Source organism: Liquorilactobacillus nagelii DSM 13675, from assembly GCF_019444005.1.
Lineage (GTDB): Bacteria > Bacillota > Bacilli > Lactobacillales > Lactobacillaceae > Liquorilactobacillus > Liquorilactobacillus nagelii.
Window position 1 is genome coordinate 514,890 of the sequence record NZ_CP049304.1, and the last position, 12,702, is coordinate 527,591.

Below are 12,702 nucleotides of genomic sequence, written 5' to 3' on the forward strand. Positions count from 1 at the left end.
TTATGAAAATTGGAACAGTAGAAGTAAACAGTGGGTTATTACCAGAGGGCCATGTTGTTTTGAAAGTTGAATCAATCGATACCAGCAAGTATGAGGACTTTGGAAAGTTAAGCATTAACTTAGTTACTAAATCAGGTCAAAAGCATGTTGAGAGATTCCAATTTCAAAAAGCTGATGGTTCTTTAAATGAGGGCGCTCAAAAAGCTTGGAGCTATTGGGTAGGTGTGATTTTAGACCAATGGGGCGCTGGCGAAGCTGATACAGATGAACTAGTAGGTAAATATATTCAAGCTGATGTTGAACATGTTGAATCTGACACTGTTAGCGATAAAACTGGTAAACCATTTGTTAATGTTCGCCTGAATAATATGAAGTCAGCAGATGGTTTTGATAGTACTGATGATGAAGAAAATGCAGCACCAAGCCAAAATGATGATGTGGAAGATGATTTGGACGCCTTGGATGATCTTTAATGGGAAAAGAAGCAGTTTTACAGACAAAATGCATGAAGTATCTGAAACAACATCAGATATATGCTGTTAATGTTTATGGTTCAGGACGTGCCGCAAAAGGCACTCCTGATATTCTTATATGTTTGAATGGTCAGTTTGTAGCTTTTGAATTAAAAGTTGGCAATAATCAAATGCAACCTGATCAAGTGATTCATAAAAAGCGAATTGAACGCAGCGGTGGTAAGCAATTTACACCTAGGAGTTTTTCAGAGTTTACAGAAATAATACGTAAGTTAGGGGGTTAGAATTTTGGAATTTATTATTTTAAATGATAATAAGCAACCAATTCATAAATTCAAAGACCCTAGTCAAACTAAGACAGTCCAAGAAGTTAAAGACTTTGATAATTATGCAGTAGTCGTACCTAAAGGTTATATTGTGCTTGACTTTGACACGACTGACGATGCTGAAATTATGTTTAACATTGTTAAAGAACTAAAGTTGAAAAGCAGGGTCTATAAAACTAAACGAGGTTATCATTTCTGGTTTAAATCCAGTATTCAGTTCAAGAACTTCGTTAAAGCTAGGCTTGCTTGTGGTTTATATTCTGACTGCCGTTCAGGTGTTAATGGCGATAAGCGATCATATGTTGTTTTAAAGAAAAATGGAACCAAACGTCCAGTTGTTAATAAAGTCAGCCTAAAAGACTTAGACGAAGTACCGGTTTTTCTAAGACCAGTTTCAACACCTGCTGACAAATTTAATTTTAAAGAAATGTCAAATGGTGATGGTCGGAATCAACAACTATTTAGTTACATTGTCTATCTACAGGGGCAAGGATTTAAAAAAGATGAAATCAAAGATACTATTCAAGTAATTAATGATTTTGTTTTTGATGATCCACTTGGTGAGCATGAGTTAAGTCAGATTTTGCGTGATGAATCATTTAAACCTGAAAAGGAAGTCAAAAAAATGACTTCTAAGAAAATTAGTGGGTTTAAGCATAACGTTTTTGGCAATGAATTAATCAAACAATATCATATTTTAACAGTCAATAATCAACTTTATGTTTATGATGATGGTTTTTATCAGCAAGATGACCGAATCATTGAACGTAAGATGATTGAAATGTTTCCTGGTATCAAACAGACCCAAAGAAATGAAGTTCTAGCCTACATCAGAATTGAAACCCATAAGAATCCAGCAGATATTAAGTTGAATCCGTATATCATAAATTTAAAAAATACACGATTAGATGTTAGGACTGGTGAAAAGCTTGATTTTGATTACAAACAAACTGAATTTGACCGAATCCCAGTGGTTTATGATCCTGAAGCTTATAATTCTGATGTTGATCATATGCTTGATAAGGTTTTTGCATATGCTTGATAAGGTTTTTGTAAATGATCAAGAGATTCGAGAATTATTCGAGGAAATGCTTGGATATTGTTTCATTAAAAACACCAGGTATCGGAAAGGTTTTATGTTTGTAGGTGGTGGCCACAATGGAAAATCAACTATCTTAGATATGATTAAGAACTTCTTAGGTAAGAGAAACTACTCAAGTATTGGATTAGACGAATTAGCTGATAGATTCAAGATTGCTGAATTAGAACATAAATTAGCCAATATCGGTGATGATATCAACAATGTATCTCTCAAGAAAACTGGAACAATCAAAAAGTTGTTTACTGGTAATTCAATCACGGTTGAACGAAAAGGCGAGCGACCATTTGAACTAGAACCATATGCAAAAATGATTTTCTCAGCTAATGAGATTCCGCGTTCTTATGATAAAACAGAGGGTTTTTACAGCCGCTTAATGTTTATTCCATTCGATGCTGAATTTAGTGCTGATGATGAAGATTATGATCCAAATATTGAAGATAAGATTACTACCGACAATGCTATGAGTTATCTGTTAAATATCGCTTTAAAAGGTATTCAGCGATTAATGACCAAAGGTGAGTTTACTCAACCGCAACGAGTTTTAGAAGTCATGAATCAGTATAGGACAGATAACTCAACAACTTTAAGCTGGGTAGCGGACCAAGAAATAACTTTGGAACAAGTTTTAGAAACACCAAGTTCAGATTTATATTCAGATTTTGCAGATTGGTGTAAACAATCAGGAATCAAAGCTAATAACGTAACTGGTAAAAAGATATTTAACCGAGAATTGATTGATAAATTTGATTTAGAAAGACGTCAGAAACAGCATGGTGATGGTAAGCGATACTTTGTTGTTGCTCTTTAACTGTGTCTGCTGTCTATCCAAAACGGAAGGAATATAAAAATGAAACTAAAATTAGGAAAAATTTATAAACAGGTGGATGAAGAAGGATATTGTTACTTTACAAAATATACAGGTGAAGGCGCAATGAGCATGGTTAAGGGGGGATTTTTACTCATTGGAAACAATCAAATTGTTCAAGTAGTGTGTGAAAAAAATTCAAATCCAGTATCAGTTATAGATGATAAAGATTTCTCAGAAGGCAATTTTGATGGTGACACCGCGGGTGCTGGATCTTTAGAAGATATTGAACAACTTTTTAAACACAATTATTTGGAGGAAATGAAATGAAAATTCTAGATGCTTGTTGTGGTTCAAGAATGTTTTGGTATTACAAGCAAGAGCCACACACAACCTACATGGATATGCGAAAAAGTTATGAGCAATTAGCTGACGGACACATTATCGACGTTAATCCAGATGTCCAAGGAGATTTTAGAGATATGGACTTTGAGGACAATACTTTTGATTTAGTCGTTTTTGATCCACCGCACCTAATTTATGCGGGTAAAACATCATGGTTGGCCAAAAAATACGGAGTGTTGCCTAATACGTGGCAAACAACATTGCTAAGAGGTTTTGATGAGTGTCGAAGGGTTTTAAAGCAAAATGGTGTGTTAATCATGAAATGGAACGAAGACCAGATTAAGACCACTGAAATGCTAAAAGCTATTGCGGCCAGACCTATTTTTGGGGATAGGCGTAGCAAAACAAGATGGTTAGTGTTTTTGAAGGAGTGATTCAATGCGTATCGAAAAAGGCAGTATTTTAACCAATGTCATGGACATACACGGCAAAACTCATAAGAAAAGCAAAGTGATTAATGTTTACGATAATACGTTGTGTATAGAAGATTTAGCTGATTTCAGTCATTGCATAGTTCATAAAATAAGTGTTGGGATGAAACCAATTAAGTACAATCCGAAATATCACCATAATCATTTTAATTTACAAGAAAGTCAACATCAGAAAGTAGCTAAACGATCACCAGTTAGAGTTAAGAGGTGGGCGTTTTGAATAAATATTATCTTTGCCGAACCTATGATAGCTATCGTTGGTTACTTGAAAGATTAAAAAGAAAATACTACACATGGCCTTTCCAAAATATTTGGAGTGACTGTGGTAGTAACACAATGATTAGAGTAGATGATGAAACTCGTAGGGCGAGCTACGGAAATTATTTACTGTATTTAACATCAGGACTAATCAACGAAAATCCAAAAACTTACATCGAGGTGACTGATTTAATGAATGATGAAAGTATTACGAAACCAACATATTACGCTGGTGACGATGGAAAGGATTTATTTGATCGTTTTGAAAGTGGATTAATGACACGTCAAGAAACCATTGGTTTTTATAAAGGCAACATTACTAAATACGTAACGAGATATGCTGAAAAGAATGGTATTGAAGATTTGAAAAAAGCACAGGTTTATCTTGGCAGATTAATTGAATTCGAGAAACTAGCCGAAAACGACGATCGTATTGGAGCTTTTTAAAATAAATATAGTTAATTTATTCTTCGAGGTATTAGAAGCGATGTTTTATGGAATTGTGATTTGGTTAATAGCTGAAAATTGGAGGAATCGTAAATGACACTGAAAGCTGGCGACAAATTAGTTTTGAAAATTGATGATGAACAGGCAGCTGAATTAAATGCTAGCTCAAACACTATCATCATTAGCAGGCAGATTTTAGGCAAGCTGTCTAAATTTACTAAGCCGGAGAAAATTAGGTTCAGTGAAGCAGAGAAAAAGGAATTTGATGAGCTATATAAAAAACTATTTTTAAGCTATTCAAGTAGTGCCTACCAAGCTATACGTTTCTTAGTTGAGTCTAACAACTATCCAGAATTAAACGCACGTGTCGCTGGTTCTTTTGACAAGCAGATGGACTTATTAAATAGTCTTCGCAACCCATCGCTTATTGAGGTTGTGAAAGAGAAAAAATACTACATCAAAATTTTAGGTGAGTATTATTTAGAGCAAGATGAATATGATAATTTCCGCATCGTATATAAGCCTAATGCCAGTCAGTTCACTCAATCAGAAATAGACAAATTACAGAAATTGCCGAAATTTAAAGCAATCGACTTAGAAAAATGCAAGGAGGAAATTGCACATGATATTCACTGATAAATATGGGAAACAAATAACTGTATCAATAAATAGGACAAACATTGAGCTTTTAAATTCTGGAAGTGAGGAAAGGTTAGATTTCGATTTAGAAAATATAGACATCTTGAAGTTCCTTTACATGGCAGCAAAAAAAATTTGGAAGGACTTCACTCCCAAACCAGCTTGGTCAGATTCATCAGATTACTATGCTTATTATGACAAAAGGTTTGATAGCGAAGGTGGCTTAGCTATAATGAGGGGACTGAGGAGTACCCAGCTAGTTATTGATAAGCCTTGTGGGTCAGAAAAAGTATGCTACAGGTTTAACAAGACACGTTGTGAAACATTTATTTACGATGTTATTAAATTGGTTCCAAAGTGGGAGTTGGAAAATGAATAATGCAAAAATAATTATAAAAACGGTTAGAGAAACGTTTGAATCCCCCTGGTTTCAAAAGGACGATGATTTTTTAAGAGGCATTGATGCGATAAAGGCTTATATAAAAGGAAATATTTTTTCTCGTAGAAATAAAATACTTTATATCACAATAAACGACCAAACAATTTCTTTTCTTAGGAAAGATTTTGTTGAGCTAAAGATTATTGACGAGGTGGGGGTTGAAAAATGAAAACTAGATCAGACCTGCTGGCTAATCTCGGAGAGCTTAACGGATATTACGACCAGTTACAGATTTTTCAAGCAACAGACGTAACGTATACACAACAGGAAGTTCGACAAATTTTAGCTGCACCAACCGAGGAACAGATGAAATGTGGGTTCTGTCATGCGCCTTTAAGCGGAAGAGAGTGGTCAAAACTAGAATACTGCAATGAATTGCGCAAACACAGCAACTTGTGTGGAGACGTTTTAATTTATGTAAACTTTTGCCAATTCTGTGGCAGAAAGCTAGGGGATGAGTAGTATGTGGGTATCAATATGTTTAATTGCTTTTATGATCTTATGCGGTTGGATTGTTTATCTGGACAAGAGGTGAAGCAACGATGAGTAAGCGAAATAAGAAACGTTCAGTAATTAAAAAGAAACACCGTCGCATGAAACAACACGAGTTGAATCATCAGCAAGCAGCTATCCAAGCCAAAAAGGATCGTCACAAGAAATTAGTAAATTATGTCCGTTACCATTTACGAGTAGGTAATTTTAGTGTAACTACTGCTTCTGAAAAATTAGGTGTTGACAAGCACACTATCTACGATGTTTTACGTCAGCCACAGTTCGCTAAACTTTATCAACGATTAATGATCGACAGAAAGAAATTGATATTTGAAAACGGTGTAGACGGTCGTACTATCGAATATGTAAACATTGATGAAGCTGTTGAAAAAACTGGATATGCTGCTAGTACAATTCGAGAAGCTTTGTATATGAAAAAAACTTTAGGTCAGTTTAAAGTTTATCGTAAAATGAATAGTAATTAATAAAAATTCATTTTATCAATAGTATTAAATAGTTTATTTAAAAATGTTCATAACAAAAAGTATAACAGAATCTATAACATAATCTCGTTTTTGTTATTTAGATTTTGTTATTTTAGAAAATCAGCAATATTGGTCTAGACAACTTTTTGTTATAAAAAAGACGATTTTGTTATTCTGTTATGATTTTGTTATAGATTTTGTTATAGAAAAACGTTGATTTACCGGTTATAACAGAACTTCATAACACAATCTCTATATATTTTCTTTATTTATAAGTAATATATAGTAGGTGAGTATAAAGTAGTTATGTTAGAGGGTAAATTAAATATATATGGGAGTTAGAAAAGTTTTTGTTATTTTGTTATATTTCGAGTGAGGTGAGATTTTGACAAGCAATGATGATGTATTTCGAATGAATAAAGGATATTTAATAAAATACAGAATAATCATGAATAAGGTTGATCGCTGGGAAGAAAAATTATATCGACTTGATTCAAGGATTAATTCAATTCAAAGTCCGGCATTAAAAGCTGAACCAGGTAGTTCGATTAAAATTACTCTTGATGATTTATTAATTCAGAAAAAAGAAATTGAAGAACGGATTAATAACTTTTTAAAAGATGCTAGAAAGCTAAGAACTGAAATTGAAAATGCTTTGGACAAACTAGAAAACAATAATGAAGCTAGAGTTTTGGATTTGTACTTTCTTGAAGGAATTACATTGCATGATATTTCTAAACTGATGACGTTTTCTGAACGGCATATCATTAGACTTTACGTCAGTGGTGTTAGAAAAACAAAACTTTCATTATGACATTACAAGGTCATTTAATTGACTTATTTTTTAGTGAGATAGTTATACTTGGATAATCGATTAGGGAATGTATATAATTTATATATTCCTTTTTAATTTGGGGAAGGTGGTGCTATGAATAAAAGATTAACAGTTAAACAAAAGAAATTTGCTGATGAATATATTATTTCTGGTAATGCCACCAGTGCAGCAGTAAAAGCTGGTTACAGCAAAAACTATGCACATACGAATGATAATAAGCTACTACAAAATACTACCGTTAAAAGTTATCTAACTAATAAGCTAAAAGAACTCGATAGCGCAAAAGTTGCTGACATGAAAGAAGTCATGGAGTATTTAACATCTGTATTACGTGGAGAACAGACTGAAACAGTAGCAACTGCTAAAGGGCTTTATGATGATGTGGAAGTATCAGCTAAAGATAGAATTAAAGCTGCTGAATTAATTGGTAAACGCTATGGCGCTTGGACTGATAAGAAAGAAATAAATGGTGATTTAACAATTGATATCGGGGTTGGTGATTACGATGACTAAGATTAATTTGAGTTTTCCTAAGCCTGGCCGAGTGTTTAATCGTCAAATTTATGACAATCTATTTGATTATAGTCGATTCATTGAAGTTTGGTACGGAGGAGCATCAAGTGGTAAATCTCATGGTGTTGTTCAAAAAGTAGTTTTAAAATCATTGCAGCCTTGGAAACATCCTAGAAAAGTACTTTGGTTGCGAAAGGTTGATCGAACAATTAAGGAATCAATCTTTGCTGATGTTCTTGATTGTTTAGGTACTTGGAAAATATTGGCATTTTGTAAAGTGAATAAGTCAGACCGAACCATTGAATTACCGAATGGCTCGGTTTTTTTGTTCAAAGGAATGGATGATCCTGAAAAAATTAAGTCTATTAAAGGCTTATCTGATGTGGTGATGGAAGAAGCATCTGAATTTACGATTGATGATTATACTCAACTTACTTTGCGACTTCGTGAACCGAAACATAAACAACGTCAATTATTTGCAATGTTTAATCCAGTGTCTAAATTGAATTGGACTTACAAGCAATGGTTCAGCGAAGATGCTCAAATAGATACGAAACGAGTTGTAATTCATCATTCAACCTATAAAGATAATAGATTCTTAGATAAAGATAATATTGCAACTATTGAACGCTTGAAAGTTACTAATCCAGCTTATTACAAGATTTATACGCTTGGTAAGTTTGCAACATTGGATAAGTTAGTATTTCCAGTTTATAAAACTCAACGATTACACGTGGATCAGCTGCAAGATATACGAAGTTTATTCGGTCTTGATTTTGGTTTCGTTAACGACCCATCAGTATTCATTCACGTTAAAGCCGATATGAGAAATCTAAAGCTTTATATCCTTGAAGAATATGTAAAAAAAGGGATGCTCAATAATGAGATTGCAAATGTAATTAAAGACCTAGGATATTCCAAAGAAGTGATTACAGCTGATGCAGCAGAAAAGAAATCAATTGAAGAAATTAAGCGTAATGGAGTTAGTCGAATTAGACCAGCTACAAAAGGTCCAGATTCAGTTATTCAAGGAATTTCATTTTTACAACAATTTGAAATTATTATTGATGATCGTTGTGTTAAAACGATTGAAGAAATTGAAAACTACACTTATCAGAAAGATAAAAAGACAGGTGAGTATATTAATAAACCAGTCGATTCATATAATCACTGTTGGGATGCAATTAGGTATGCCGTTGAAGAAGTAAACGGTCAAGCAAGACCGAAGTTCAAGACGATTAATATAACAATTTAAAGGTGGTGAAATAATGGCAAAAGTAAATGGTAAAGGTTCAATCAGTGAGAACGATATGTTTTTGTTTCCAGTTGGCGAAGAATTAACAAGTGACGATATTGAAGGATTTGTTAAATATAATCAGCAAACACTAGCAACTAATTATCAAGAAAATATCAATATGTACAAAGGTCATTATCCGATTCTAGATCAAGAAGCTAAACCGCTAAATAAACCAGATAATCGAATCTTAGTAAACTTTGCAAAATACATTACAGATATTTCCAATGGATTCTTTATTGGTGTTCCACCAAAGATTAGCTTGCCTGATGATTCAAGTAATGATGATTTGCAGACATTCAATAATCGGACATCAATGTTTGATAAATTAAGTGAAGTTGCTAAACAAAGCAGTATTTACGGCCGTTCTTTTTTAATGCTCTATCAGGATGAGAATGCTAATACTAATTGTGCTGTTTCATCACCGCTAAAATCATTAATGGTTTATGACGATACCGTTGCTCATAATCCTGTTTGTTTTATTCGATACAGTGTTGATGAGGATAATAATTTAACTGGTACAGCATACACTGATAGTGAGATATTGAATTTTGATAGCGACTTTAAAATTATTGATCGTAAGCCGCATTTGTTTAAATCAGTTCCAGCTGTCGAATTTATTGAAAACGAAGAACATCAAGGAGTGTTTGAATCTGTTAAACCGATTATGAATGCAATCAATAGTGCACTATCTCAAAAAGCCAATGACGTTGAAGCTATTGCTGATGCGTATCTAATGTTTAAAGGCGGCGAGTTTGATGCAGATATGATTAAAAACATGTCTGATAATCGAGTGATTGCGAATGAATCTCCTGATTCAGATGCTAAGTTTCTTGAACGACCAAATGGAGATGGAACCCAAGAAAATCTGTTAGATCGTTTAGCTGAATATTTATTTCAAACAGCAATGGTTACTAATTTAAATGATGTCAATACTACCGGTTCAGCTGATACTGCCAGTGGTTATTCGATTGAACTTAAAATGCAAGCTATGCGTTCGTTAGCGTCAAATAAAGAGCGCAAGTTTACTAATGCTTTGCGCGAGTTTTATCGAATATTATTCAATATTAGCAATGTGGCCAAAACTTCATTTGTCAAAAAAGTAGTTAATACTTTGACTGGTAATACGCAAAGTAATCCAGCTGATGAATTGAGTTTTCAGTTTACCAGGAACTTACCACGGAACATTGCAAATGAAGCCACTACTGCTCAAACGCTTGAAGGTATTGTGTCTAAAGAAACTCAACTTAAAGTTTTGTCAATTGTTGATGATCCTAAAGCAGAGATTCAAAAGATTCAAGATGAAGAAAAAGAAGGAATCACGTCAGCAGTTAATAGCAATCCAGCGAATTACAATTTTGATAATCAGCAGAAATCTGGTGTAGAAGATGACGAAACCGACGACGAACAGTAGTTACTGGAAAAAGCGTGAAACGATTGAAAGCAAATGGATTGATGCTAATATCAAAAACGATGCTGATTATGCTAAATTAATTCAGAAACACTATGAGCAATTGACCGATACAATCAATAAACAAATTTCAGATTTTTACATGCGATACGCTAGTAAAGAAAATCTTGGAATGGACGATGCAGTTAAAGCTATTAGTAAGTTTGATGTGCGAGCTTTTGAAAAGATTGCTGCTAAAATGGTTAAAGAAAAGGACTTTAGTTCTTATGCTAATGATCGTTTGAAAATTTATAATGCAACAATGCGAATAAATCGCTTGGAGTATTTAAAATCTCAAATTGGATTGGCAATGACTGAAGTTACTAATCAAGAAGAACAACGATTAAATCAAAATTTGAATCAAAGCTATATTGACGAGGTAAAACGTCAAGCCGGTATTTTAAGCAAACACAAAATTGATGATGTCTTAGCTAAGGTTTCAGCAGTAGTTAATGCTAGTTTCCATGGGGCTACCTGGTCACAAAGAATATGGGTCAATCAAGATACTCTGAAAGCTGAATTAGATAAGCTTTTAACTCAATCAATGGTTCAAGGTATTAACCCTAATGTTTTAGCTAGTCAATTGCGAAAACAAGTATCAACTAAAGTTAAAAACGCTAGTTATATGACTGAACGCTTAATGAGAACTGAAACAGCTAGAGTTCAAGACGAAGCTCAGATAGCAAGTTTTAAAAAGTTTGGTATTGAATATGTTAAGTGGGTAGCTGAACCAACAGCGTGTGAGCAGTGTCAAGATATTGCTGCTGCTAATGATGGCTTTTATCCATTGACTAAAGCTCCAGGCATTCCAGTTCATGCTAATTGTCGTTGTAGTAAAGCCGCTGCTGATAAACCAAAATGGCTAGCGGATGAAACAGCTGATACAGTAAAAGGCATTCAAGATTTTGAAAACAAAGATTTGAAAGCACAAATTGGTGAAAATAACTACGAAGTATTAAAAAACAAAATTAATTCACCAGATTTTGACCCGCGTCTCAAATCAGTATTAACTAGGTATCAAGACAAATTTAAGTTTGATTACAAAAACTATGACCGGATTGGAGACAGTTCAGAGTCTGAAAACTACAATGCTCTCACGAAAAAAATACTTGCTTATAAAAATAGCTTTACTGGTAACAGCTACAATAAGCCGCTTCAAGCTGTATTTCACGAGATGGGACACGCTGTTGATAATTTCGCCACAAAAGACTTACTTGGAAAAGAATTTTTGCCTACTGGTAAAATGACGAAAGTAAGAATTGCAGGTAAAATGAAAAAAGTTGAAGGCTCAACAGTTCATATTTCGAGTTCTAAAGAATATGACTTAGCAGGCTTGATAAAGGATGATTTAAACAATACGATTTATAGTGGGATACCAAGCATTGAAAGCTTAGGCCCAAAGCCACGTAGGAGAGGCCAAAGCTAAAACTGATTGGTATAATAATGCTTACGATATACTAGCAAAACAGGAAAACGCTCGAACTAAGTTTATTGATGATTTTAAGCAGAAAATCAAAAACAAAAAACTTACTGAAAGTGAGTATGGTCCGCTTTCTGATATACTTGAATCAACTAAAGATTTTGGAGAATATCCATTTAAAATTGGGCATGGGAAGCGTTATTGGAATAATGATACTAATCAGCAAACTGAATTTGTTGCTCACATAACAGAGTCGCTTGCTGCTAATCCTAAATCGCTTGAAATCATACAGAAGTATTTTCCAAGCACTTCAAAAGCCTATTTCGATTTATTAGAGGATATTGCCAAGAAAGGGGCTGAATAATGTTTTCTGTTGAAGAAGAAGCTAGACCTATCCTACAAAAAGCTAATGATGAGTATTCAGCTAAGTTCAACGATGATTTACCAATTATAAAGCTTCTTAGCACTAATAACGTGGATAAGGCTGAAGCTTTACGGATACTTGATTTAGTTGAAAAAGCAATCGAGGATAACAAGTCATTTGGCGATTACGATCCAAATATATTTTACTAGCACTGATTAATTTCAGTGCTTTTTTAGTGGAGTGAAAATGAAACATTATTTATTGCAATATTGGGCTTATAACGAAAATGATGAAACAACAACCGTTCTTCGTTCAAAAGAAGTTCTAGCAAGCGATGAAACCGTAAATGCAATGCTTGGGGATAAGAAACATCAATATTTAAGGTTCATAATAAATGATGGACAAGATTTTATTATTTCAGTGGATTGCGTTCATAGTTTGACAACTAGAATACCAGATTGAAGCACTCAATTAAGTTTGATTGTTTTTTATTTTGCCTTTTTTCCTCGATTATAGGCGTTAAA

20 protein-coding genes are annotated in these 12,702 nt (G+C 33.8%); all 20 read left to right on the top strand.

From position 1 onward, the window contains the following. The first annotated feature begins 2 nt into the window (after window positions 1-2). The 20 genes from G6O73_RS02730 (at window position 3) to G6O73_RS02825 (ending at window position 12,640) form a co-directional block, all read left to right on the top strand. Window positions 3-473 carry a hypothetical protein gene (locus G6O73_RS02730; RefSeq protein ID WP_057885787.1) on the top strand — a complete coding sequence of 157 codons (471 nt, stop codon included), beginning with the start codon at window positions 3-5 and terminating at the stop codon, window positions 471-473. After that, a complete protein-coding gene (locus tag G6O73_RS02735; RefSeq protein WP_057885788.1) occupies window positions 473-757 on the top strand; it encodes a hypothetical protein in 285 nt (94 codons plus the stop codon). Before G6O73_RS02730 ends, G6O73_RS02735 begins: the two co-directional genes overlap by 1 nt. Before the next feature lie 4 nt (window positions 758-761). Next, window positions 762-1,841 carry a primase C-terminal domain-containing protein gene (locus G6O73_RS02740; RefSeq protein WP_057885789.1) on the top strand — a complete coding sequence of 360 codons (1,080 nt, stop codon included), beginning with the start codon at window positions 762-764 and terminating at the stop codon, window positions 1,839-1,841. Then, window positions 1,834-2,709, top strand: a complete 876-nt coding sequence (locus G6O73_RS02745; RefSeq protein ID WP_057885790.1) for a DNA primase family protein — start codon at window positions 1,834-1,836, stop codon at window positions 2,707-2,709. Before G6O73_RS02740 ends, G6O73_RS02745 begins: the two co-directional genes overlap by 8 nt. Before the next feature lie 39 nt (window positions 2,710-2,748). Further along, window positions 2,749-3,036 carry a hypothetical protein gene (locus tag G6O73_RS02750; RefSeq protein ID WP_057885791.1) on the top strand — a complete coding sequence of 96 codons (288 nt, stop codon included), beginning with the start codon at window positions 2,749-2,751 and terminating at the stop codon, window positions 3,034-3,036. Beyond that, window positions 3,033-3,485 (top strand): class I SAM-dependent methyltransferase, encoded by a 453-nt coding sequence (locus G6O73_RS02755; RefSeq protein ID WP_057885792.1) that lies wholly within the window; start codon window positions 3,033-3,035, stop codon window positions 3,483-3,485. Before G6O73_RS02750 ends, G6O73_RS02755 begins: the two co-directional genes overlap by 4 nt. 4 nt (window positions 3,486-3,489) lie before the next feature. Next, the gene (locus tag G6O73_RS02760; RefSeq protein WP_057885793.1) at window positions 3,490-3,762 is read left to right on the top strand and encodes a hypothetical protein; all 273 of its coding nucleotides are present in this window, start codon (window positions 3,490-3,492) and stop codon (window positions 3,760-3,762) included. Further along, a complete protein-coding gene (locus tag G6O73_RS12725; protein ID WP_057885794.1) occupies window positions 3,759-4,247 on the top strand; it encodes a DUF3310 domain-containing protein in 489 nt (162 codons plus the stop codon). The genes G6O73_RS02760 and G6O73_RS12725 overlap by 4 nt, the downstream gene beginning before the upstream one ends. 93 nt (window positions 4,248-4,340) lie before the next feature. Then, window positions 4,341-4,883, top strand: coding sequence for a hypothetical protein (locus tag G6O73_RS02770; RefSeq protein ID WP_057885795.1), 543 nt, complete (start codon window positions 4,341-4,343; stop codon window positions 4,881-4,883). Then, window positions 4,870-5,265 (top strand): hypothetical protein, encoded by a 396-nt coding sequence (locus tag G6O73_RS02775; RefSeq protein WP_057885796.1) that lies wholly within the window; start codon window positions 4,870-4,872, stop codon window positions 5,263-5,265. Before G6O73_RS02770 ends, G6O73_RS02775 begins: the two co-directional genes overlap by 14 nt. Beyond that, entirely contained in the window at window positions 5,258-5,494 is a 237-nt protein-coding gene (locus G6O73_RS02780; RefSeq protein WP_057885797.1) for a hypothetical protein, read from the top strand. The genes G6O73_RS02775 and G6O73_RS02780 overlap by 8 nt, the downstream gene beginning before the upstream one ends. Then, window positions 5,491-5,787 carry a hypothetical protein gene (locus G6O73_RS02785; protein ID WP_057885798.1) on the top strand — a complete coding sequence of 99 codons (297 nt, stop codon included), beginning with the start codon at window positions 5,491-5,493 and terminating at the stop codon, window positions 5,785-5,787. Before G6O73_RS02780 ends, G6O73_RS02785 begins: the two co-directional genes overlap by 4 nt. Window positions 5,788-5,867: 80 nt before the next feature. Next, window positions 5,868-6,302 (top strand): hypothetical protein, encoded by a 435-nt coding sequence (locus tag G6O73_RS02790; protein WP_057885799.1) that lies wholly within the window; start codon window positions 5,868-5,870, stop codon window positions 6,300-6,302. A 385-nt stretch (window positions 6,303-6,687) separates the two neighbouring features. After that, window positions 6,688-7,116 carry an ECF-type sigma factor gene (locus tag G6O73_RS02795; RefSeq protein WP_057885800.1) on the top strand — a complete coding sequence of 143 codons (429 nt, stop codon included), beginning with the start codon at window positions 6,688-6,690 and terminating at the stop codon, window positions 7,114-7,116. Window positions 7,117-7,230: 114 nt separating this feature from the next. Beyond that, window positions 7,231-7,650: a terminase small subunit gene (locus G6O73_RS02800; protein ID WP_057885801.1), complete on the top strand. Its 420-nt coding sequence runs from the start codon at window positions 7,231-7,233 to the stop codon at window positions 7,648-7,650. After that, on the top strand, window positions 7,643-8,905 hold the full coding sequence (locus tag G6O73_RS02805) for a PBSX family phage terminase large subunit (RefSeq protein WP_057885802.1): 1,263 nt from the start codon (window positions 7,643-7,645) through the stop codon (window positions 8,903-8,905). Before G6O73_RS02800 ends, G6O73_RS02805 begins: the two co-directional genes overlap by 8 nt. 13 nt (window positions 8,906-8,918) lie before the next feature. Next, complete coding sequence (locus tag G6O73_RS02810) at window positions 8,919-10,358, top strand: phage portal protein (protein ID WP_057885803.1); 1,440 nt, start codon at window positions 8,919-8,921, stop codon at window positions 10,356-10,358. Beyond that, window positions 10,333-11,820, top strand: coding sequence for a minor capsid protein (locus G6O73_RS02815; protein ID WP_057885804.1), 1,488 nt, complete (start codon window positions 10,333-10,335; stop codon window positions 11,818-11,820). Before G6O73_RS02810 ends, G6O73_RS02815 begins: the two co-directional genes overlap by 26 nt. 357 nt (window positions 11,821-12,177) lie before the next feature. After that, window positions 12,178-12,387: a hypothetical protein gene (locus G6O73_RS02820; protein ID WP_057885805.1), complete on the top strand. Its 210-nt coding sequence runs from the start codon at window positions 12,178-12,180 to the stop codon at window positions 12,385-12,387. Window positions 12,388-12,424: 37 nt separating this feature from the next. Beyond that, the gene (locus G6O73_RS02825; RefSeq protein ID WP_057885806.1) at window positions 12,425-12,640 is read left to right on the top strand and encodes a hypothetical protein; all 216 of its coding nucleotides are present in this window, start codon (window positions 12,425-12,427) and stop codon (window positions 12,638-12,640) included. The last annotated feature ends 62 nt before the right edge of the window (window positions 12,641-12,702 follow it).